We start from the raw sequence: 25411 nt of genomic DNA on the forward strand, positions 1-25411 counted from the left end.
TTATGAAAAGAATATTTTTCTTGCTATTCATTATTTTTTCTTTTTGGAACTGCCAAAATGAAAAAGAGTATATTTTAGGTAATAAGTTCCCATTAAATGGTACATGGCAATTTTTGGCGTCTAACGAAGTTGATGCTAAGGAAGTTCTTGCAGAAGATTTCTCTAAATGGGATACTATTCAAGTACCAGGAAATTGGGATACTAGAGAACGTTATTCTGAATATGTAGGAAAAGGATATTATCAAAAAACATTTACACCTCCTGCTAATTGGAAAAACAAACAAATAAGACTAAAGTTTGATGCTGTTTACGAAACTGCTAAGGTTTGGTTAAACGGAAACTTGTTAGGCGAACACGTTGGTGGCTACCTCCCTTTTGACTTTAACATAACAGATAAAGTAGATTTTAAAAATGAAAACAAGATTGTTGTTATGGCTGATAATACTTATAAACGTGGCGCTTGGTGGGCTTGGGGCGGTATAAGTAGAGATGTATCCCTTTTAGCAAATAATGATGTTAGAATCGTGTATCAACATATCACCTCAGAACCCAATTTTGAAACCAACAAGGTAAATTTCTCTATTAAATATAAAATTGAAAACAACGGAGAAAATGAAGCTTCTTTAAAAGTAAATGCTAAAATTAAAGGTGTGCATTCCGATACTTTAGGTATTCTGGTTAAAGGTCATTCTACAACTATATCTACTATCAAATTCGAAAAAGAACTTTCAGATGTTAAGTTGTGGCACTTTAATACACCAAATCTATACGAATTAAAGAGTTCTATTTCTATAAATAAAGAAGAACTTGATACAGCTTCCGATAAATTTGGTATTAGAAAATTTGAAGTTAAAGGCGAGCAATTTTTTCTTAATAATGAAGCGGTAAGAATGAATGGTGTTAATCGTGTACACGACCATCCAGCTTATGGTAACACAGAACCATATCATTTAATAAAGCAAGATATGCTAGATATTAAATACAATCTAGGATGTAATTTTTCTAGATTAATGCATGCACCATTATCTAAAAACATATTGAAACTATGCGATAGTATTGGGTTTTTATTAGTTGAAGAAATTCCAGTTTGGGGAGAAAACGATCCCCAATCAATACCTAATAACCCACAAACCAAGCTGTGGATGAAAGATATGATAGAACGCGATTTTAATCACCCTTCTGTAGTTGCTTGGAGCGTTGGTAACGAACTGAGAACTACAGAACCTAAATGGGGAGAACAACACCTTACTAAAGACCAGTATAATTATGTAAATGAAATGATAGATTATACAGGGTCTCTAGATAAAACAAGACTTAAAACGTACGTGAGTAATACATCTTATCAAGGTGGAGAAATAGGAAAAGAACCTTACGAAAAAGTAGATTTTTTATGCGTAAACAGTTATGGTCATGCGATAAAAATTATAGAAAAGGTTCATAAAAGATTCCCTAACAAACCCATTTTTGTTTCAGAAATAGGACAAGGGCAAATTGGTCCTGCACCTAATGCTGTTTTAAAAAATGATTTAGTTAATTTTTTAAGAGACCTAAAAGCATTTCCTTATGTAACAGGTGTTTCCATATGGAGTTATAACGATTACCGTAGTAATTATAAAGGCACTCCAGAGTCTGGTTTTAGAGAATGGGGAATTGTAGATGAAAGACGAAATAAAAAAGAAGCTTACAATCAACTTAAAGAAGTATATAACGAATGGCAATAATAAAAAACCTCTGTATTTTATTATTTTTGGTAACAGGACTTATATCAGCTCAATTACCAAAAAATATAGAGACAAAATATAAACTAACGTGGGAGGACGATTTTAGTTATTCAAACAAAGAACTAGACCTACAATGGATCTCTGCAAACCACCCTAGTAAAAACTTATACTGTAGTAGGTGGAGAGAAAATGCAGTAGTTAGAAATGGTGAATTGCATTTAGATATTCATAAGGAAAAACGAGGCGGTCAAGATTGGACAGCTGGTAGTATTTGGACTAAGCAAAAGTTTAAATATGGTTATTTTGAATGCAGATACAAATATGCTGGAGGAGAAGCTACAAATAATTCTTTTTGGTTAATGACCAAACCTATAAAAGCACCTAAAGAAGGAAAAATATTTGAAATTGATATAAACGAAGGACATTATCCAAATGAAATTAGTACCAATATTCACAATTGGTCAGACTTTACAAAACTACCAAACGGAAAAAAGAAACACCCTAGTTTTAACAAGCAGTTTTACTTTGGTGCTAAGCCAGATTATTCTATTCAGTTAGAACTTCCTGTAGAAACTCAAAAAATACGATTTGTCTCTAATGAAGATTCAAAATTCAACCTTGGCGAATTTAGAGTTTATGGTGTAAACGAATCGGGTGAATATCCAGAAGCACTGTCTAATACTGCCGATACAGATATTCCTGGCATAGTAAATTATGTTAGAGTAGAACATGTAAAAATAACGTCTAGCGGTTCTTATAAAAACAAACCATCAGAATCTAGGTTAATAGATGGTAACCCTTTAACATCTTGGAGCACACAAAATGATGGTGAAAAATGGGTCGAGTTTTCTTGGAGTACTCCTATAAAAGTTGGTTGTATTCAATTTATAAATGGATGGAAAGATCAAAACAACAATTGGAGAAACTTAATAGCAAATTATAAAGTACAATATTTAAAAGATGGTATTTGGAGAGATATTTCTGTCTTAGACGCTAAAGAGAATTATGATTTTTCGAAAGAGTTTCACACCTACGGTTTAGAATGGACCGAAAAAGAATTGGTATTCTATTTTGATGGAAAAGAAATAAGAAGAACCAAAAATGAATTTTGTCATAGTGAAGCTCCCATTTTTTTAAGCTTAGCCCTTATAAAATGGCACGGTACACTTAGAGACGATCTAGATGGTAAAAGTATGAAAGTCGATTACGTGAAATATTATGAAGCTAATTAATTGCAAATAAAAATGAAACAATTTAAAACAAGTTTAAAAATTGGTATTAAGTTATTACTAATTACCATGGTAGTTTCTTGTACTAAAACAGAACAAACTGTAGAACAAGTTAATGAAAAACAAGCTGAAAGTGTTTTTCCTTTTAAATTACCTGCAAAAAAACCAAACATTCCATTAAGTGCTTCGTCTGAACGTATGTTCGATTACCCAACACCAAGAGTACAAGACAACGAGTTGTTTTCACAATTTAAATACACACGCTTAAAAGGATTTGATTATAATGGAGGCGATGGTACGGTGTCTCGTAGAGACCCTTCCAGGCCTATTTTAGTAAATGGCACATACTATGTTTGGTATACAAAACGCCATACTATTGTTCCTCCAATTGGTTGGAATAGAGCTGCTGAAGCAACCGACAAAATCCCTTCTACAGATTGGGATCTAGCCGAGATATGGTATGCCACTAGTAAAGACGGTATAACCTGGAAAGAGGAAGGTGTTGCCATTTCTAGACCAGAAAAGCCAAAATCAGGATGGCGTTCTGTAGCCACTCCAGATATACTAGTTTGGAAAGGAAAATACTACTTGTACTATCAAGCTTTTGATGAACCTAGCGGATTAAGAGGCGATTTATGTCCAGTCTCAGTATCATCTGCAGATTCTCCAAATGGACCATGGACACATAGAGGAGATAAAGTAATTCCGTTTGGAAAAGAAAACGAATGGGACCATAAAGCAACTCACGATCCACAACCTATAGTCCACAACGGAAAAATTTATGTGTATTACAAAGCAGCCTATAACAAATGGCCAGATAACAGAACTAATTACGCTGTTGGTCATGGTTTAGCAATAGCAGATAACCCGTTAGGACCTTACACAAAACATCCTTTAAATCCCGTAATGCAATCGGGGCATGAAACCACATATTGGCCTTACAAAGGTGGTATTGCCACTTTAGCAATTAAAGATGGTAACGAACGTGAAACAATCCAATATGCTGAAGATGGCGCTAATTTTAAACTAGCATCTAGCGTTTCACTAGTACCAACAGCAGCAGCACCATTTGTAGCCGATGCTTTTACAGACACTAAAGACGGTAGAGGTTTTACCTGGGGATTATCTCATTTTATAAATGCAGGAACAGCAAAAAAAGGTTATTCCATTATTGCACGTTTTGATTGCGATTTAAGCTTAGATTATAATGAGCCTGCTTATAAAAACACAGGCGTTTGGCATAAACCAGAAGTCTATTTTGCACAAGGGACAGGATCTATAAATAAAAATCCAGAAGGTCGTGGTGCCAAACAAAAATAAACATTATGAAAAGAATTTATCTAATATTACTATTAACTAGCTTGGTTTCGTGTAAAGAGCACAAGGTAGAATCTTCTAAAATTGAAGAACAAGGTCCTTTTCCGTATACGGTTACAGATAGCACAAAAAACAGAACATTAAGTGCTGCTATGGATAGGAGCTTTAATAATTACAGTAACATCCATCCAAGAAATAATGAGTTGTACACCAACTTTAAATATACAGAATTAAAAGGTTTTGATTATAACAACCACGATGGTACGGTATCTCGTAGAGATCCTTCAAAAGTTATTTTTGAAAACGGAAAATATTATGTTTGGTATACAAAACGAGATACTCCAGTAATTCCTGTTGGTGCGAAAAATGCAGAAAAAAGTAATGATACCATTCCATCTACAGATTGGGATTTATCTGAAATTTGGTACGCCACAAGTGAAGATGGATTTACATGGAAAGAACAAGGCGTAGCAGTACCAAGACCACCAAAACCAGAAGTAGGTTGGCGTGCAGTAACAACAACAGATATTTTAAAATGGAAAGGCAAATACTACTTATACTACCAAGGTTTTATGGAAGCAAGTGGTTTAAAAGGCGATTATTGTCCGGTAACAGCATCGTATGCCGATTCTCCAGATGGCCCATGGACACCAGCAGGAAAAGTTGTTATTGAAAACGGACCAGAAGGCGCTTGGGATCAATATGCTATTCACGATCCATATCCTTTAGTTCATAATGGTAAAATTTATATTTATTACAAATCGGCTTTTAACAGACCAAACCCGGTTTGGGTTGGCGGTGGTTTAGTAACAGGAGACAATCCGCTAGGGCCATTTAAAAAACACCCATTAAACCCATTAACAAGTTCTGGGCACGAGGTAACACTTTTTCCTTTTAAAAAAGGTTTAGGAGCCATTGTAGCTAAAGACGGAACAGAGCATTTTACGATACAATACGCCGAAGATTGGCTAAACTTTGAAATTGCTTCGATTTGCGAATTAGTGCCTGTGGCTACAGGCCCTTTTGTACCAGATGCATTTACAGATACTAAATATGGTCGTGGTATAACTTGGGGTATGTCTCATTTTGTAAATGCAGGAAAATATGGTATTAACCCTCACTCTATTCTGGTTCGCTTTGATTGTGACTTAAGTCTTGATGTTGATGACCCTGCAATGAAAACAACTGGGATTCGCCATAATTTAGATGTTTACTATAGCCAAGGGTTGAATAAAAAACAACGCGAAAGGATTGCTGAAGAAAATAAGAAACTAAAAGAGCTATAAAATGATTAAAAACATTTTACTGGTATTTGGAGCAATAATTCTTCATGGAAATATCTTTTCGCAGTTGCCTCCAAAAAAGGTTGCCAAATTATATAAAACCAAAATAGATTGGAATATATCAGATAACTTCAGTTATTTAGACAAAACAAAATGGACGTATAGAAGACCTGATAGATTAACTGGAGATAGCGAAAAATATGTAAGCATTGTAGATAAATCGTATCTAAGTATACAGTGCGATGTATCGGATAAGAAAGGAGGCGGAATTTCAGGATTAAACTACTGTCGTTTTGGTTTTTTCGTTACAAAATTTAGAATTAGAGGAATAGAGACCAATGGACCTAAATCGCACACACATCCTGCTATTTGGGGAAATAGAGGTAATATGGGCGTAGACCATAAAAATGCTCCTGTAGAAGGTAATGACTGGATGGAGTTAGACTGGGTAGAATATTATGCTTGGAGTAAGCAAAATTGTTGGGATATTGATGCGCCTCCAAATTTAAATACCAAAAGGCATAAAGAGTTAATTAGCGTGATGCTAGAACACGATGTAAAAACCAAATTTGGAGATTGGGAAACTGTTGGTTTAGAGTTTACGCCAAATTATATGCAAGCATGGGAATTTGTTAACGGAGAATGGCAAAAACTTGGCAGAAAAGTACCTGCAGGCAAAGAGCAATCTAGAGATGTAATGAAAGCTACTTGCTTTCAAAATATGCATTGGATAATTTCAAACGGATATTTTGGACATAAAGAGGGATCTGATAAAGACTCTTGGTTCGACGTCGATTATTTTCATTATTACCCTTATAAATAATTTTTAAAATGAAATTTAAAATTTTTATTCTAAGCCTATCATTTGTTTTTATAGGCTGTAAAGAAACTTCAAAACGAAGTGCAGCAAAGCAACCTTTAAACATCCTTTGGATAAATTGTGATGACCTAGGAAGAGAACTTTCTTGCTATGGCAACCCAGATGTTAAAACGCCTCACATCGATAATTTGGCTAAACAAGGAGTAAAATATACAAACGCTTACTCGAACGCGCCAGTATGCTCATCAAGTCGATCTTCTCAAATTACGGGCATGTACCCAAGTGCTATAAATGTGCTAAATCACAGAACTATTGATAAGAAAAAACTACCAGATAGCATACCTCCAATTATGGAACTATTCAAAGAAAAAGGATATTTCTGTTCCAATGGTTGGGCTCATGCCATGAACAAAAAGGGAAAGGAAGATTATAACTTTTTAGGTAAAAACTTTTTTGATGGTACAGACTGGAACCAACGCGATAAAGACCAACCATTTTTTGCACAAGTGCAAATTCATGAACCTCATCGTATTTTTGTTAATGATAATGAAAACCCAATAGATCCTGATACGGTAAAACTACCTGGATGTTATCCAGATTACCCATTAATTAGAGCAGATTGGTCAAAATATTTAGAAAGTGTGCAAACTGCAGATAAACAAGTTGGTCAAATTTTAAAAAGGCTAGAAGACGAAGGCTTAGCAGATAACACGGTTGTTATTCTTTTTGGAGATCATGGACGCCCACACTTAAGAGATAAACAATGGTTGTACGAAGGAGGCTTAGCTATTCCATTAATTGTACGCTATCCCAAAAACCGTGATGCAGGAACAATAAAAAAAGACCTTATTAGCTTAGTAGATGTTACTGCTAGCTCACTAAAATTAGCAAACATTAAAGTTCCAGAATACATGCATGGAAAAGATGTATTAAATGGTGAAAAACAAAATTATGTTTATGGCTTTCGCCAACGCTGTGGAGATGCTGTAGACGATATTAGATCTATTACCGATGGTAGATATAAATTAATTTGGAACAGAATGCCACATTTACCGTATATGCAATTAACCTCTTATAAAAAATTACAATATCCAGCTTTTACGCTTTATAATGTTTTGCATAAACAAGGCAAACTAGAAGCTCCTTTTAATCAATTCATGGCAAAAACTCGTCCAGAATTCGAATTGTACGATTTAAAAAATGATGCCAATGAATTTAATAATTTAACAGAAAAAGAAACCTATAAAGAAATTCAAAATAAATTATTTAACGCGTTGCACTCTAAATTAAACCTTATAGAAAAAAACATGATTATAGAATCTCCCGAAATTATAAAAAAAGCAAAACAAGGTTCTAGTAAGTTTGCATCAAAAGGTTTTGTAAAAAAAGGCTTAGGAAGTAACCCTACCAACGAAGAAATTTTAAATAAATGGGAAAAAGATCTTTTATCAACAAATTAAAAATAAGAGCATATGCCTGTTTAATATAAATTAAGATATTTTTTTAAAAACAAATTAAATTTAAACGTGCTTTTTTTATTATGTAAAAAAAAGCACGTTTACAGGCGTTTATACAATAATTTTGAACATATGTTATGTCTTTTTCTACAAACAGCGCTTTAATTTGCTTCTATGTTTCTTTATTTAGCACATGGATTTTCTCTGCATATTTATGAGTAAAATTCAATTAAAATAAATAAAAAAACAAAACCTAACCAATCATGAAATTACACCAATTTCAAACATTAAGCATTTTAACTCTTGCTTTATTATTTACAACCTTTAGCAATGCTCAAACCGCCAATAAGGTTGAACCTAACTGGAAATCGATAAACCAAGTTAATGAAGCTCCAGATTGGTTTAAAGATGCTAAATTTGGCATTTACGCCCATTGGGGACCTGTGTCGTCTGCCTTCGAAGGTACAGAAAAAGGAAAACACTATGCTGGTTGGCATGGTATGAAAATGTATGAAGACGGTAAAATAGTTAAAACAAAAAATGGAAAACCTACATCTAATTATCTTCACCATAAAAAGAAATATGGCAACCCTAAAAAACATGGTTACAAAGAAATAATAGAGCAATTTGAAACCTCTGGTTTTGATGCAAAAAAATGGGCCGATTTATTTGCTAAATCTGGAGCCAAATTTGCAGGACCAGTAGCTATGCATCACGATAATTTTGCTATGTGGGATAGTAAAGCAACACGTTGGAATTCTATGAACTATGGAGGAATAGATCCTTCTGCTGCACTTAAAAAAGAAATTGAAGCCAAGGGATTAAAATTTATGGGGTCGTTTCACCATGCTTTTACTTGGAAATACTTCGCACCATCGCACGCTCATGGGGGAATAAACCCTAAAGATTACGATTTATACACTAACCCACACTCTGTAGATTCTGACACTCCAGACGAGCAATTTTACAAAGATTGGTGGGCTAAAATTACCGAGTTTATTGATGTTTATCAACCCGATTTAATTTGGTTTGATTGGTGGCTAGAAAACATGACAGAAGAAACACGTCAGAAATTTTTAGCATACTACTATAACAAAGGCATAGAATGGGGAAAAGAAGTTGTTGTTTGCTATAAAGAAACAACTTTTCCAGATACAGCTGCTATAAAAGATTACGAACGCGGACGCCCAAACCAACCAAAAGCTAAAACTTGGTTAACAGATACATCGCCAGGAGCATGGTTTTACAGACCACATACAAAATTTAAAAAACCTAATGATTTAGTTGATATTTTAGTAGATATTGTATCTAAAAATGGTTTAATGTTATTAAACGTTCCTCCTAACCCAGACGGAACAATTCCTGAAGTTATGGAAAACTTATTATTAGATATGGGTGCCTGGTTAAATGTAAATGGAGACGCCATTTACGGTACAAGACCTTGGACAATTTTTGGTGAAGGACCTACTCGTTTACCTGAAGGCGGTCATAAGGTTGAAAAAATTAAAATTGAATACACAAACACAGATATTCGTTTTACTAAAAAATCTGATAAAGAGTTTTATGCCATTGTAATGGATAAACCTGAAGGGGAAACAGTTATTAAATCTTTAAGTACTCAATTAGGCGTTTTAAATTCTAAAATAGAAAAAATAGAATTATTAGGAAGTGATGAGTCTATTAAATGGGAAAGAAACGAAAAAGGTCTTGTTATTCAAGCACCAAAAAAATTACCAAGTGATTATGCTCATTCTTATAAAATTACTTTAGAAGGCTACACCGAAAACAATATTGGTGGAGGTGTTGAAGCTCATAATGATTAATAATAAAAATACATCAAAATGAAAATATTAAAGTTTTTATTTTTAATAGTATTTACAAATTTTGCATTAAATATTAATGCTCAAGATCTTAAAAGAAACCGTCCCCAAGAGTGGGACGGTTTAATTTTTGGAGGACGTTTTATAGATCGCTTCTCTCCTATTCCTAAGGTTGGTAAATTAACCGGTAATACATGGGGTGCACAAGAAGTAAAACCCAGATATACAGATAACGGTATAGAACATAAAGACTGGTCGTATTGGGGAGGAAATATTAAAAAAGGAAACGATGGCAAATACCATATGTTTGTATGTAGGTGGCGAGAAGATTCTGAAAAAGGACATATGGAATGGCCTAGATCGGAAGTTATACACGCCAAATCCAACCAATTAATTGGACCATTTAAGTATGTAGAAACTATAGGACAAGGGCATAATCCAGAAATTTATAAATTAAAAAATGGTCAATATGTAATATCTGTTAATAATGGTTACTACCTTTCTTCTAGCTTAAATGGCCCTTGGGAATTTAAAATATTTGAATATGACCAACGTAATCGTCCCGTTTTCGATCATTTAACAAACAACACCTATGCACAACGTGAAGATGGGTCTTATTTAATGGTTAGCAGAGGTGGAGAAATATCTTTTAGCGAAACAGGTTTACCTCCTTTTAATCAAGTTAATACTAAAACTGTGTATCCGCCATATGAAGGCAGATATGAAGACCCTGTTGTTTGGAAAACAAATATTCAATATCATTTAATTGTAAACGATTGGTTAGGCAGAATTGCATACTACCTAAGATCTAAAGATGGTATTAACTGGAAAACAGACACTGGAGAAGCCTATTTACCAGGCATAGCCAAATACGAAGATAAAACACTAGTAAATTGGTATAAGTTTGAGCGTATGAAAATTTATCAAGATGAATACGGTAGAGCGTATCAAGCTAATTTTGCTGTGGCAGACACTATAAAAAAGCAAGATAAAGGCAGTGATAATCATAGTTCTAAAAACATAGGAATACCTTTAAAAAAAGGAAAGTTACTAACTGTTTTAAATACATCGAGAATAAACGCTAACACCGATTTTATTAGAGTAAAAATAAAAGCAGAAGCAGATTTTAATCCGCATAAAAATATCAATATTAAATCTTTAAGATTTGGAGCGTCAGAAGAAATTAACTTTGGTCGCGGTTCTAAAATCTATAAAACCGAAAAATCTGGTAACGATTTAATATTAATTTTTCATGGTAAAAACAATGGTTTAACCCATAACAACTTTGCAGGTAAATTACTAGGAAAAACAAAAAAAGGCAAACTACTTTTTGGATATGCACGTTTACCAGAAATAAATTACAACCAACAAGCACTTTCTAGTAAGTTTCCTACTTTGTCCTTAAACGGTAAACACTTAAAAACAGAAATTGAGGTACAAAATTTTGGCCAAATTAGCTCTAAACCTTCGCTACTTACCATAGACTACCTTAAAAACGATAAATGGGTAGAATTTGCAAAAGACACTGTAACCACTTTAAAACCTTTTAAAAAACAAACATTAACCATACATGGTAAAAAGTTTGCAGACAGAGAAACACCTGTAAAAGTAAAGGTTACAATAAAACAAAAAGACCAAAAAGACGATGTTTTAGAAGGTTTTGTTATTATTAGGTAAGTATTTAAATCTTATAAATTTTATTTAAAACATCTGAAAATATAGTTATACAACGAAGCCCATAAATTATGAGATTATGGGCTTCTAACTAATTAACTATAATAATAAACTAATTACTATTCGGGTTTAAAAGATGCGTCTTTAGATAAAATAAATTGATCTAATTCAAATCCATCTTCTCGCATCGAGAACGAAATAATATGCTCGCCTGCTTCTTTAATATTTAAATAAATATGCATTGGTATACCGCAATGGTTTTCTGGGACACGCTGTGCAGAAGACCAAGTCCATTTATGTTTACCTTGACATAACTGAATGCGTTGTCCGCTTTCTGGCCATTCACCATTTAACCCTACATGTAAGCCATTATCTTCTGGCCCACTAGAATATGCTTTAACCCATACATAATACTTTCCTGGTGTATTAATTTTTACTTTATAAGACACTATACCTCCTGTACCTGGAATAGGAAAAAAGTTTTCTCCTTGTATAAGTTTATCGCCATGAGTTACTCTAGTATCTGGCATGGCTTCGATATAGGATTTTCCACTTGCTGTTTTTGTATGATTATTAGGTTTTACTGTAAAAGGAACAACCATTTTATCAGAATGTGTGTAAAACTTCCTTGGACTTTCGTTATTTGTATTATGATGAAAAGCTTCTGCTTCTACCTGTAACATTCCGTTTTTCTCTTCAAAAGCTTTAACATTTTTAAGTTGTTTATCTAAATTAAATACAACAGGAGTTAAGCTAATAGCATGCCATCTTCCTCTAGACCATGCAGTTTCGTCATATTCTGGAATTTTTCCATTAGTTGCTGTTTTTGATGATATTTTTAAAGTGTCATTGGCTTTTAAATAAATTTTACCAAGAGCTAAATCTACTTTTTTAAATGAATCTGGAACTTCCTGGTTTTTAACCGTTTTTAATTTTTCGTTATTAATATAAACTGTGTAAACAGATTCTCCATCGTTCTCTGCTATGGTGTTTAAAACCGCAGAATAATAGCCTGTTTCGCCTAAAAACACACTCTTTGCTCTAGCAAATTTATCGCGTTGGTTCTTATTACCTGCGTTTATAGCTAGAGTTCCTCTTTTATCTTCTGCATAATACGTAGCATCCGATGTTTTATCGACCTCAAAATCTCTTAAAGCTTTTAAAGTAATCGCTGTAGAGGCCACTTTCTCAGTTTTTTTCGATAAACTTTTTACTAAAGCAACCCAATCTCCTGTTTTTGATGGCGGTGTTCCTAAAGATACTTTGCTACCTCCATTTATAGTTTTAATGCTGCCTTTTTGCAATGCTCCTCCTTTTCTAGGGTTATACCATTGAATAGAAAATTTAGATTTACTATCTGATAAATCTAGTTTTGTATCTTCTACCTTTGGAAGATACACAGCATAAACCTTTCCTTTTTTAGCTAAAACAAAATCGTGAACATTATCGGTTAATGCATCATTAGATGTCATGGTTTCAAAAGGTAAATTATCTTTAAAGAATTTTATCGCAAATCTTGTTTGATCCCATAAAATATCTCTAGATCTCCAATCTTCACATTTTAAATCGTTATGCTCAAATTTGTATCCAAAATACCATTCTACACCAGCTCCACCAGCCATTAAATTACCCCATAATACATCTGCTCTAATTTCGTTATGTTCAGGATCGTCTGCATCTGGCTTCGCTCCTGTTCCTGCTGGCCCTATTTCATCTTGAGTAACAACCCATTGTTTCCCAAATGCTTTAGATTCGTTTATCCATTTTACGGTAATATCGTGTACATCGTGTGGGTGATGTGTTTGCATTGATGGACCATCTAGATACTCGTAACCCAATAGTGGTGTTAAATATAAATCTTGAGCTTTAGTAACAGCATGTGTGTGTAAAGACACGTAGTTTTGGTATGGGTCGTTTTGTTTAATATACTTAGCCATAGCTTTTCTATCTTTATCAGACTGCCCTTTAGGAGTCCAATGTAAAGGTCCGTTCTCTTCTCCTAAATTCCATGTAACACCTAAATGATGTGCAAAACGGGCTATTAACTCTCTATAATATAGTTTACGTTGCACACCAAGTTCTCCTATATCTAACAACAATTCGTTTTCTGTTTCTTGAGTTACAATGTGTAACATTAAGCCTAAATTATCCATATGATCGAAAACAACTTCCCATTGGTCTAGTTTACTACAATCAAAACGATAGCGCTCGTTAATGCTTGTCCATGGCCAAACATCTTTACCATCGCCTTGTACACTCATAGTTAAAAAGTAAACAGAATTCATATCTTCTGAAGCTAAATAATTTAAAGCTCCAATTATATTTTTCCCTTTACCATTTTGCCATGTTGGGTTGCCTTGTTTCCAGTCTTTAGCATGGGCTTCATATTTATGTGAAGCGGGCGTTTGATCGAACTCGTAATATCCTAAAAAACTTTCCGGACTATCGGCTCCACCTTTTATATATGCCTCGTTAGTATCTGCATATTTCAAATAACGTTCGCCTGTATATTTTAATCTTCCCTTTGTTCTAAAAGCAGAGCCTACTTTATCTGAATCTGCAATGGTAAATTTACCTTTAGCACCATTAAAACCAACAGGTTCTCCTGCATTAATAGCACTACTAATCGCTATATTTTCACCTTTTCTAAACGACACTTCGTAACTCCACTCGCCCACAGCATCTGGTGTAAATCTTACCTGCCAAACTTTACCACTTTTTGCACTAGTCTCTGCTGCATTACCATCGGCTGCATAAAAACCAGGAACTACATACGTTTTTTGTTTATTTTTAAAAATTACATTAAGTCTATAATTTAAAAACGGATTATTTTCGTCGCTTTCACTTAAATTATCTCCTTCAAAAGATAATGTTACTTTATGCCATTTTTTTAATTCGCCATCTATTAACACATTAGATTCCTGAGCGTAAACAAGACTCAACCCGAGAAAAAATAGCCCCAAAAACATTAAATGCTTGTACTTTCTTTTTAACATACTCTGTAATATTTAGTTGTTGATACTGTTGATTTGAAACAAAGAAACACAATATTTTGCGTTTTGTATACAAAATAGAGTTAAATTATTAATCTATTTAGTAAATTTGAACATTAGTTGCATCAAAATAGCTTAAATTAACATTGTTAAATAAAGCCTAGAAGCTTTTTAATAAAAAACGAACCAAAATTTGTATGACCCATCGAACTTTTATTTTTACAAAAACACCAGCATTGAGTTTATTAATAATTTTTGTATTGAATTTAAACTCTGTATTTTCTCAAACAGATATATGGATTGATAAAAATGAAGATGAAAATTATCAATCAAGGCACGAATGCTCGTTTGTACAGGCTGGAGATAAATTTATAATGTTTGGTGGTCGAGAAAAAGCTCAAAGGCTGGATATTTATAATTATAAAACCAATACGTGGAGTCAGGGAGGTAAAGCCCCTAAACAGTTTAATCACTTTCAAGCAACAGCACACAAAGGTTTTGTTTGGATAATTGGTAGTTTTAAAACTAATAAATTTCCTAAAGAAATTCCTGCAGATTATGTTTGGTTGTATTACCCACCAACAAAAACGTGGATTCAAGGACCAGAAATACCAAAAGACAGAAGACGCGGTGGCGCTGGATTAGTGGTACATAATGATAAATTTTATTTAATTGGAGGCAACACTATAGGCCATTATGGAGGTTATGTAAATTGGTTTGATGAATATAATCCTAAAACAAACACATGGACTGTACTAGAAAATGCTTCGCAAGCCCGCGATCATTTTAGCGCTGCGGTAATTAATAATAAGCTATATGCTGTTGGCGGAAGACATTCTGGTGGTAAGGGTGGTGTTTTTGCTCCCTTAATAGATACTGTTGATGTATATAATTTTAAAACCAAAAGTTGGTCTATATTACAAAAGCCACTACCTACACCTAGAGCAGCTCCTGGAGTTGCTGTATTTAAAAATAAACTTTATGTTATGGGTGGAGAAGGCGAAAAAAAGGGGCCAGCATATAAAACTCTGGAGGTGTACAGTCCTAAAACAAAAACATGGGCTACAAAACAAGATATGCACTACCCAAGGCATGGTACACAAGCTATTGTTTCTGGTAAGGGAATTTATATTGCTGCAGGATCGCCTATACGAGGTGGTGGTAGCCAACATAATATGGAAGTTTATAGTGAAGATGCTCCTAAAGGAAAAGCTTTAATAGCCTCAACTTTAATAGCACCAAAACAGGTTTTTATAAAACCTAATTCTAAAAAAACGATCACAATAAAGAATAAAGGCGGAAATACGGGTAGCTTTATTACATCGATAGAATTAACTGGAGATAATAAAGATCAATTTCAAATCAATTCTAAAATAAATTATATTCTAATAGATAGCAATGACAAAATTACTGTAGATATTGAGCATAAAGGGCAAAATAGTAATAGTGAAGCAACACTTATTATTAATTATAATGGTAAATTAAAAACCACAACTAAAATTGGTGTTAAATAATTTATAAAGTAGATGTAAATATTTTAACTCAATAATAAATCTATATATTTATCCCTTATTTTCTAGTTTTAACCTAGTACTACTTAAAATTAAACATTAAATTACAAAGACTTTAATAGCAAAGTATGCAAGCCCTATTTGATAATATTTCTGAATTAAAAAATATAAATACATTATCTAAACACGAACAACTCGTTAATGGTATTCTAAATACAATTGAATCTAAAGAGCTTAAACAAGGCGACCGTTTACCATCTATTAACGTTATGGTAGCAGAAATTGGTTATGCTAGAAAAACTATTGTTAAGGCTTACGAGGATTTAAAAGGGCGTGGTATTGTAGTGTCTAAAAATTTTAAAGGGTATTTTATTGCTGATGTTAACACAAAAACAAAACTTAGAGTTTGCCTTTTATTATACTCTTTTCAAACATTTCAAGAAGATTTTTACAATACTTTTAGAGAAGAACTAGGAAAAAAATATATTATTAATGTGTTTTTCCATCATAATAACACAGATGTATTTAAAGATATTCTTGAAAGAACTTCTGGTAGGTATGGCATGTATGTGGTTGCCCCTATTCAAGCTCCAGAAATAAGTGACATGCTACAAGAAATTCCTTCAGAAAAGCTTTTAATTATAGATAGATATTTAAAAATGCCTCCTGCCTATTCTTATATATCTCAAGAATTTGAAAACTCGACTTACAGACAATTAAAAAAACTTTTACCAGCTATTTTAAAATATAAAACATTTATTTTATTTTACAGAGACGATAAAGATTACCCTATAGGCATACTAAATGCTTTTAATAAATTTATTGCAGAATTCTATATTAATGGTAAAGTAGTAAAACGTTACAAAAAAGAAAGTATAGAAAAAAACACATTATACTTTTTTATAAACGACAGCTATTTATGGGAGGTTTTACGAGACTCTAAAACAAATAGATTTGCTCTAGGAAAAGATATTGGTGTTATAGCTCATAATGATAATGCAATAAAAGAAATTCTATTTGGTGGTATTACTACAATATCTACAGATTTCAAAAAAATGGCCATAGAAGCTGCTCGTTACGTTAAATTTAGAGATCCTATTAGTAAAATTACAACTTCAGAGCTAATTCAAAGAAACTCACTTTAGCAGTATTTATAATACTTCTCTGTATATCTAACAAATTTTAAGGTGTTTTTTTTTCAAATTATTAAAACATATCACTTTTTTTTATATATTTGCATTGTAGCATAGTGTAGCATAGTATACTTTTACTATAAAAACACGGGTTACAAAAAACAACTTACTAAATATAATTTTAAAAGACGCATTAAAATGATTCACAACAACTTATCTTTATTAACTAAAAACCAAATCTTATGAAAAAACAAGTAATACGACTATTATTTTGCTTAGTAATATCCTTCATAGGATTATCAGTAAATGCACAAACGACAACCGTATCAGGGGTTGTATCAGATGCTCAATTTCCGCTTCCGGGAGTTAATATTCTTGTAAAGAATACAACAAATGGTGCAACTACCGATTTTGATGGAAATTACTCTTTAAATAATGTAAGTCCTAACGACATTTTAGTTTTTAGCTATGTAGGCTACAAAACTTTAGAAATTACCGTTGGAAACCAAACAAAAATTAACGCAACAATGTTAGAAGACGCAGCTGCATTAGACGAAGTTGTTATAGTTGGTTATGGTACTTCTAACAAAAGAGAATTAACAGGATCTATAGGTACCATAAAAGGAGGAGATCTTGTCGGTACTGTTGCAGGTAACCCTACAGCAGCATTACAAGGTAAGCTTACAGGTATACAAGTAGAAAACCCGGGAGGAAAACCAGGCGGAACAGGGAATGTATTTATTCGTGGTATAAACTCGTTAAGTAATGCGTCTCCGCTTTACATTGTAGATGGTTTGTTTGTAGATAACATGAACTATATAAACCCTAACGATATAGAAAATATTTCTGTACTTAAAGATGCTGCAGCTGCAGCTATTTATGGATCTAGAGCTGCAAATGGTGTGGTTTTAATTAAAACAAATCATGGTAGAAAGAACAGAGATTTAGAAGTTACTTTCAGCTCTAGAATCGGTTTTGATACCCCTAGTAAAAAATTAGATTTTATTAATGGGCAACAATACACAGATTATTTAAACCAACGTTTTGCTAACGACGGAAGTTCTACTACTGTAGCTAACAATGGTGTAGACACAGATTGGCAAGACGAGAACCTGCAAAGTGGAATTATAGAAGATTACGGATTAACTTTGTCTGGCGGTGGCGAAAAATCGTCGTACTTCTCTTCTCTTAATTATTACAACCAAGATGGTATATTAGTAGGGTCTGGGTTTAAAAGATTAAACGCTAGGTTTAATAGTGAACACGAATTTGGCAAATTCAAATTATCTCAGTCTTTAGGTATTACAGAGGGTAAATTGCAAGACAACAATTGGTATGGTTTTGATGGTACTACTGCTCCAACAGTGGCATTATTTAACCCAAATAACGATGGTGGTTTCGAAGCACCTTCTGGAGGTGTTCAAGGTCCTGGTGGAGTAAACCAATATGGTCTAGCATCTTTAGAAAATAATTTAGAAACAACACGTACCCTATTTGCTAGCTTAAAATTAGACTATAAAATTACAGAAGATTTAACTGCTGGAATTAATTTAGGTGTAGACTATACAAATTCAAACCAGTTTCAATTTACACCAACTTACTTTATGAGTACTTTAGACCCTGTAAGAAATGTAAATAACTTAAACGATTTAACAAGCTATAAACAAGAAGATGTTAACTTATTATTCGAGCCAACACTATCTTATAAGAAAACATTTAACGATGTACATAAAGTATCTGCAGTACTAGGTTATACACGTTTTATAGAAAACCAAACGAGTAGTGGTATTTATGGACAAGGTACACCTGCAAACAGCATACAAGTTGTTGGAGCTTTACCTGCTAGCGATCAAAATATATTATTAGGACAGGATAACGAAGCTGGGTTAATTTCTTACTTCGGTCGTTTAAACTACAACTTTAACGACAAGTACATTTTCTCTGGTACAATGAGAAGAGATGCCTCTTCTAGGTTTGCTAAAGAAAACCAAGTAGGCTATTTCCCTTCTGTTTCTGGTGCTTGGAATATATCTAACGAAGATTTCTGGAAATCTGAAACAATAAACTTCTTTAAATTTAGAGTCTCTTATGGAGAACTAGGGTCTTACCCAGATACGTTTTACCCAACACAAGCTGTGTTTTTAGCAAACCAATCTAATACAACATTTAACGGAACTGCTGCTAATGGACTAGCACAAACATCGTTAGCAGATAAAGATTTAGTTTGGGAAACAACAAAAACATTTGATGTTGGTGTAGATATGAGCTTTTTAAACAGTGCCATTACTTTTTCTGCAGATTATTACTCTAAAGATGTCGAGGATGCTTTAGTACCAATTAACGTACCTTCTACTTCTGGTGTAAGTCTACCTGTTGTAAGAAACGCAGGAACATTAATTAATAATGGATTTGAGTTTGATGTAACTTACAAAAAACAAGAAGGCGATTTTACATATAGCGTTGGCACAAACTTTTCTTTTAACCTTAAAAACGAAGCAAAAGATATTCCTGCTACTATTTTAGGTCCTGGTATAGACGAAGATTTACGTATAGTTAATAGAACAGAAGCAAATGCTCCTGTAGGCGCATTTTACGGGTATATTGTAGAAGATAAAGTAGATCCTGCTACAGGAGATTTTATTAGAGTAGATACAGATGGTGTTGCTGGAATTACTGCAGACGATCAAACTATTATTGGAGATCCAACTCCAGACTTTACATATGGTTTAAACTTTAACGGGCAATACAAAAACTTCGATATTGCTTTAAACTTTAATGGTGTTTCTGGTAACGAAATTTATAACCTAAGTCGATATTATAACATCTTATGGCAAGATGGTGGTAAGCTAACAGATGTATTAAATTCTTGGACACCTACAAACACAGATACCAGCATTCCTAGAGCTTCTATTAGCGATGCAGCTGGTAATAAAGCGCCATCTTCTTTCTTTGTAGAAAACGGATCTTACTTCAGACTTAAAAACTTAGAAATTGGGTACAATTTTGACGAAGGTGTATTTGGTGTAGACTGGATTAAACAAACAAGATTATCTTTTAACGTACAAAACGTATTTGTAATTACAGACTACTCGGGTTACGATCCAGATGTAGCATCTACAAACAGTGGTAGAGCAAACCTTAACTCTGGTGTACCTGGAGTAAGAACAGACGTTAACCCTTTATTAGGTAGAGGTATAGACCAAAGAGCATATCCAAATGCAAGAACTTTTATGTTAGGACTTAAGGTAACTTTTTAAAAAATAGATTATGAAAAATATATTTAAAATAAAATCTGTTTATGGCGTAGTAACCTCAGCGTTATTATTAGTAACAGCAGCTTGCTCTAACGATATTCTAGAGCAACAAAATAACAATGCAACATCTACTGCTAATTTTGGTACATCTGCAGAGCAAGTAAAAGCAGCAATAAACGGAGCATTTCACCCAATAACAGGAACTTTTTTCTGGGGACGTATAGTACACACAGGAGCTTTATTACGCTCAGATGTGTTTAATATCATTCCAAATGATACGAATACAAAAATGTCTACATTTCAAGGTAACCCTGGAGATGGACGTTGGGCTACAGAGCCATGGCAAGAGCTTTATAAATCTATTGCTAGATGTAATAATATTATAATAAACACTACAGAAGAAGGTATTCCAGACACTACAACTAGAGAGCATTTAGTTGGTCAAGCATACTTTTTAAGAGCTTTTAACTACTGGTATTTAGTAAACCTTTTTGGTAATGTGCCATTAATTACAGAATTACCAGATTTAGATAACTTATTAGTAGACCAAGCAGATCCTGCAGATATATGGGCTCAAATAATTTCAGATTTAGAAAAAGCTGAAACTATGCTGCCAGAATCTTGGTCTGGAGACGATTTAGGACGTGCTACTTCTGGTGCTGCAACAGCATTAAAAGGAAAAAGTTACTTATATATGGGACAAACAGGTCCTGCTGTAATCGCACTTAACAGCTTAGTTGGCAAATATAGTTTATTACCAGCTGCACAATATGGCGAAAACTTTAGCACTACTAACGAGAATAACAGTGAGTCTGTATTCGAATTACAATTTTTAGGACAAGAATCTTTTGCTTGGGGAACAGATATTCCTGGTACAGGTAGTATGGGTAACTTCCATATCGACTATGCGCCTCCAGCAAAATCTCCAGATAGAGGCCACATAGTAAACCCTTGGTTAAGAGATTTATTTGTTGCCAACGGAGATATTGTGCGTAGAAACGAAACAATTGTTTACGATTACCCTGGAGCTTTAGGTTATGGTGGTATAGATTTTACTACCGATTTCTCTACTAATAATGAAGATGGAGATAACGATATTCAAATTGCTACAGATTTAGGTTTAGAACCAATATTTTCTAAAAAATATACAGGTATGGAATTAGGAACTAGAAAACAAGTAGATTTCTTAGGTACTAATGTTGGAAACAACTGGAGAGTTATTCGCTACTCTGATGTATTATTAATGTTAGCAGAAGCCTTAAACGAAGAAAACAGAACACAAGAAGCTATACCTTTTATAGATATGGTTAGAAATAGAGCTGGCTTAACATTAATTGCAGATACAAACCCTGGAATTAATCAAACAGATATGCGCCAAGCTATTATTGAAGAACGCGCTATGGAATTAGCAGGAGAAGGACACCGTTTTTTCGACTTAGTACGTTGGGGTTTAGCAGACGATTATATGGGAGCAACATCTTTACATGGTACACACCCAAAATCGTTAAGTGGTGGTGTTTTTCAAACAGGAAAACACGAATTAATTTGGATTCCTAACTCAGAAAGGGATGCAAACCCTAATTTAAATCAAAATATAGGATACAACTAGTATCAAGATTTGTTTGTTTAGTTTATTTTAAATGAAAGTCAAGGTTTTAATTAATCTAATCCTTGGCTTTCATTACTTTAAAAAATCAATTCAAATACCCAAATATAAAGTAACATAATACATTGTATTTAAGCCTTAATACAAATAAAACAATGATAAAACATAACCATATCACATTAGAAAAAGATATCCAGGTTTCTGGAAGTTCTGATAATTTCATTACAAAAGTAAACTCTATTTTTAATGAAGGCGGTATATCTATTTTCGATATAAATATTACAGCTATTCAAGCTGAAATACCTAAACCAATAACATTAACTTGGAAAATTCCTGCACATAATATAAAAGGTGTTTGGAAACCCACAACAGATTTTTCTAAACGAATTCAAGCCGATTGGGAAATGGATCATATGGAATCTAGAATTTCAATTGATGCACCTATCATTAGTTTATTTGGCCATGACGATAGTAACAGACACACATTTTCTTGCTCTAACGCCATAGATAAATTAGAGTTAAATGCTAGAATACGAGAAGAAGATGATTTTTTCTATTGCCATGTTACTCTTTTTGCAGAACACTACACAAACTTAGAAACCTATAACATTCAACTTAGAATAGACTCTGAAGAAAAACATTTTTCTGAAGCTATAAGTGGAGTATCAAAATGGTGGGAAACATTCGATAATTTAAAACCAGCTCCAGTTCCAGAAATAGCCAATGCTCCATTGTATTCAACCTGGTATAATTTTCATCAAAATCTTGATTCAGAAACACTTTACGAAGAATGCAAAATAGCTTACAACCTAGGTTACAAATCTATTATTATAGATGATGGGTGGCAAACAAACGACGACAACCGTGGTTACGATTACACAGGAGATTGGAATCCAGATCGCCTATCTAAAACTAAAGAATTTGTAGATAATATTCATGCTATTGGCATGAAAGTTGGTTTTTGGTACAGTGTCCCTTTTTGTGGAAAACACTCTAAAGCTTACAAAAAATTTAAAGGCAAATTTCTAACAGAAAATCATCGTTGGGCTCCTGTTTTCGACCCAAGATACCCAGAAGTAAGAGAGTATTTAATAAACATATACAAATCGGCTTTAATAGATTGGAACCTTGATGGATTTAAACTCGATTTTATTGACGATTTTAAGCTATATCCAGAAACAGTTACAGAACAAACTGACGAAATGGATTATGTATCGATAAACGATGCTGTAGATAGATTGCTAACCGATGTTATGCAAACATTACGCAACATTAAGCCCGATATTTTTATAGAATTTAGACAAAAATATACTGGTCCTGCCATGAGAAAATACGGTAACATGTTCCGTGCTTTTGATTGCCCTGGTGACTCTGCAATGAACAGAATTAGAATTGCCGATATTAAAATGTTAGCAGGAAATACAGCTGTACATTCAGATATGATTACTTGGCATAATAATGAAAGCTTAGAAGTTGCAGCATTGCAGCTCGTAAACACATTATTTGGCGTACCACAAATTTCAGTAATACTAAAAGAAATACCTGATAATCATTTAAAAATGATTAAATTTTACACAGATTATTGGAATACAAACCAAAACTTAATTGTTACAGGTCATTTTGTGCCTTTTAAACCTTTGGCTAACTACCCAATAAATCAAGTATCAAAAGGAAACAAAACCATTATTGGGGTTTTTGATGATAATGTTATTGAAATTAATAACGATTTTGACAACATAGATATCATTAACGGAAAACTAACCAATAGTGTTATTATAAAAAACACAGCAAAATCTAAAGAATATACCATGCATATATACAATTGTACTGGCAATGTTATATCTGAAGAGATTATCGAGTTTCGCCAAGGTCTAATAGAAATTACAACACCTGCATGCGGATTAATAAAACTAACTAAACAGAATTAAAATATGGGAGCGTTATCAATTATTTCTTTTTTAGGATTCACTTTATTAGTGGCCTTTATTGCATGGTACGCTACCCGTAAAACAGATGAAAATTCTGCTGATGGTTACTACCTAGGCGGAAGAAGTTTAGGAGCGATAACCATAGCTGGGTCCCTATTATTAACAAACCTATCTGCAGAACAAATTGTTGGTTTAAACGGACAGTCTTTTGCACAAGGTGTATTAGTAATGGCTTGGGAAACCTTAGCTGCCATTTCTATGATTATTACAGCCATATATCTTTTACCCAAATATATGCGATCTGGTATTACAACTATTCCAGAGTTTGTTCAAGAGCGCTTCGATTCACAAACAAAATCTATTTTATCTATTTTGTTTTTAGTCGCTTTTGGCTTTGTATTATTACCAACTATATTATACTCTGGTTCTTTAGCTTTTAGCACCATGTTCGACTTACCAGAAACACTAGGAGTATCGCAATCTACAGTTATTTGGATATCGGTCTGGACTATAGGCATAATTGGTTCTATCTATGCTATTTTTGGAGGTTTAAAAGCTGTTGCAATATCTGATTTAGTTAATGCTATTGGTTTGTTAATAGGTGGCTTACTAATTCCAATTTTTGGATTAATGCTAATTGGAAACGGAAATATATCTGATGGTTTAAATGAATTATGGACTGCAAACCCAGAAAAATTTAATGCTAAAGGCGATATAGATTCGTTCTTACCTTTCAGTACAATTTTTACAGGTATGATGATTGCACAAATGTATTATTGGGGCACAAACCAATCTATTTTACAACGTGTGTTTGGAGCAAAAAGTTTAGCCGATGGGCAAAAAGGAATGATTCTAGCAGGTTTTGTAAAATTTCTAATTCCAATAATAGTTGTACTTCCTGGTATTATTGCTTGGCATATTTTTGGAAACGATTTAGCTAACGCAGATCAAGCATATCCTGCATTAGTACGCAAAGTATTACCTGGCGCTTTTTTAGGTTTCTTTGCTGCTGTATTGTTTGGTGCTGTACTAAGTTCTTTTAATAGCTTACTTAATAGCAGCTCTACTCTTTTTGGTGTCGATTTATACCGCCAATATTTCAATACAAATGCTTCAGAATTACAAATGGTTAAAGCTGGAAAGAAATTCGGATTATTCTTAGCCATAGTTTCTATGAGTATAGCACCTTTTATTGCTAATGCTCCAGATGGATTATTTTCATACATTCAAGAATCTTTAGGTAGTTTAAGCACACCTATTTTGGCAGTAGTTGTTATTGGTATGACCACAAAAAAAGTACCTGCATTAGCAGCAAAAATTGTATTAACCATTGGTGTATTACTATACTTAATAAGCCAGTTTGTATTAGCTCCACATTTTATAAACGAAGCTCTAACCGAGGCTGCTGCAAATGGTATTATAGATGTTAAAGCGTTGGGTATTATTAAAGCTAAGGCATACCCTCACTTTTTACATATTATGGGCATCTTATTTGTTGTAAACATTGTTTTTATGCTAATAATTGGTAAGCTATACCCTAGTAAAAAAGAGTATACTCCAAAAGTTACAGAAGAAATAGATATTACACCATGGAAACATGCTAAAATTGTTGGTATAGCTATTACAATACTAGTTTTAAGCACTTACTTTATTTTCTAATTTAGA

General features: G+C 33.4%; 15 protein-coding genes. 14 read left to right on the forward strand and 1 reads right to left on the reverse strand.

Annotated elements, in window-relative coordinates:
* Nucleotides 1–2 precede the first annotated feature (2 nt).
* From ABD715_RS10420 to ABD715_RS10455, 8 genes are all read left to right on the forward strand, one after another.
* A complete protein-coding gene (locus ABD715_RS10420) occupies nt 3–1721 on the forward strand; it encodes a glycoside hydrolase family 2 protein (RefSeq protein WP_344788153.1) in 1719 nt (572 codons plus the stop codon).
* Nucleotides 1712–2953 (forward strand): family 16 glycosylhydrolase, encoded by a 1242-nt coding sequence (locus tag ABD715_RS10425; protein ID WP_344788155.1) that lies wholly within the window; start codon nt 1712–1714, stop codon nt 2951–2953. The genes ABD715_RS10420 and ABD715_RS10425 overlap by 10 nt, the downstream gene beginning before the upstream one ends.
* 12 nt (nt 2954–2965) lie before the next feature.
* Nucleotides 2966–4270 carry a glycoside hydrolase family 117 protein gene (locus tag ABD715_RS10430; RefSeq protein ID WP_344788156.1) on the forward strand — a complete coding sequence of 435 codons (1305 nt, stop codon included), beginning with the start codon at nt 2966–2968 and terminating at the stop codon, nt 4268–4270.
* 5 nt (nt 4271–4275) lie between these two features.
* Nucleotides 4276–5553, forward strand: coding sequence for a glycoside hydrolase family 117 protein (locus tag ABD715_RS10435; protein WP_344788157.1), 1278 nt, complete (start codon nt 4276–4278; stop codon nt 5551–5553).
* Between the two features lies 1 nt (nt 5554).
* Nucleotides 5555–6373 (forward strand): hypothetical protein, encoded by an 819-nt coding sequence (locus ABD715_RS10440; RefSeq protein ID WP_344788158.1) that lies wholly within the window; start codon nt 5555–5557, stop codon nt 6371–6373.
* Between the two features lie 8 nt (nt 6374–6381).
* Nucleotides 6382–7830 (forward strand): sulfatase family protein, encoded by a 1449-nt coding sequence (locus ABD715_RS10445; RefSeq protein WP_344788159.1) that lies wholly within the window; start codon nt 6382–6384, stop codon nt 7828–7830.
* Between the two features lie 260 nt (nt 7831–8090).
* A complete protein-coding gene (locus ABD715_RS10450) occupies nt 8091–9650 on the forward strand; it encodes an alpha-L-fucosidase (RefSeq protein WP_344788161.1) in 1560 nt (519 codons plus the stop codon).
* Between the two features lie 18 nt (nt 9651–9668).
* Nucleotides 9669–11324 carry a glycoside hydrolase family protein gene (locus tag ABD715_RS10455; protein WP_344788162.1) on the forward strand — a complete coding sequence of 552 codons (1656 nt, stop codon included), beginning with the start codon at nt 9669–9671 and terminating at the stop codon, nt 11322–11324.
* A gap of 116 nt (nt 11325–11440) precedes the next feature.
* Here ABD715_RS10455 and ABD715_RS10460 read toward each other — a convergent pair whose 3' ends face one another.
* On the reverse strand, nt 11441–14317 hold the full coding sequence (locus ABD715_RS10460) for a DUF5060 domain-containing protein (RefSeq protein ID WP_344788163.1): 2877 nt from the start codon (nt 14315–14317) through the stop codon (nt 11441–11443).
* A 194-nt stretch (nt 14318–14511) separates the two neighbouring features.
* On the opposite strand from ABD715_RS10460, the gene ABD715_RS10465 reads away from it, so the two are divergent.
* From ABD715_RS10465 to ABD715_RS10490, 6 genes are all read left to right on the forward strand, one after another.
* A complete protein-coding gene (locus ABD715_RS10465; protein ID WP_344788164.1) occupies nt 14512–15828 on the forward strand; it encodes a Kelch repeat-containing protein in 1317 nt (438 codons plus the stop codon).
* Between the two features lie 125 nt (nt 15829–15953).
* On the forward strand, nt 15954–16970 hold the full coding sequence (locus ABD715_RS10470; protein WP_344788165.1) for a GntR family transcriptional regulator: 1017 nt from the start codon (nt 15954–15956) through the stop codon (nt 16968–16970).
* A gap of 230 nt (nt 16971–17200) precedes the next feature.
* Complete coding sequence (locus ABD715_RS10475; RefSeq protein WP_344788166.1) at nt 17201–20215, forward strand: SusC/RagA family TonB-linked outer membrane protein; 3015 nt, start codon at nt 17201–17203, stop codon at nt 20213–20215.
* Nucleotides 20216–20225: 10 nt separating this feature from the next.
* Nucleotides 20226–21821, forward strand: coding sequence for a RagB/SusD family nutrient uptake outer membrane protein (locus ABD715_RS10480; protein WP_344788167.1), 1596 nt, complete (start codon nt 20226–20228; stop codon nt 21819–21821).
* Between the two features lie 152 nt (nt 21822–21973).
* Nucleotides 21974–23746 carry a glycoside hydrolase family 36 protein gene (locus tag ABD715_RS10485; RefSeq protein ID WP_344788168.1) on the forward strand — a complete coding sequence of 591 codons (1773 nt, stop codon included), beginning with the start codon at nt 21974–21976 and terminating at the stop codon, nt 23744–23746.
* A gap of 3 nt (nt 23747–23749) precedes the next feature.
* Nucleotides 23750–25405, forward strand: coding sequence for a solute:sodium symporter family transporter (locus tag ABD715_RS10490; RefSeq protein ID WP_344788169.1), 1656 nt, complete (start codon nt 23750–23752; stop codon nt 25403–25405).
* The last annotated feature ends 6 nt before the right edge of the window (nt 25406–25411 follow it).

The sequence above is a fragment of the Postechiella marina genome (assembly GCF_039538365.1).
GTDB classification, from domain to species: domain Bacteria; phylum Bacteroidota; class Bacteroidia; order Flavobacteriales; family Flavobacteriaceae; genus Postechiella; species Postechiella marina.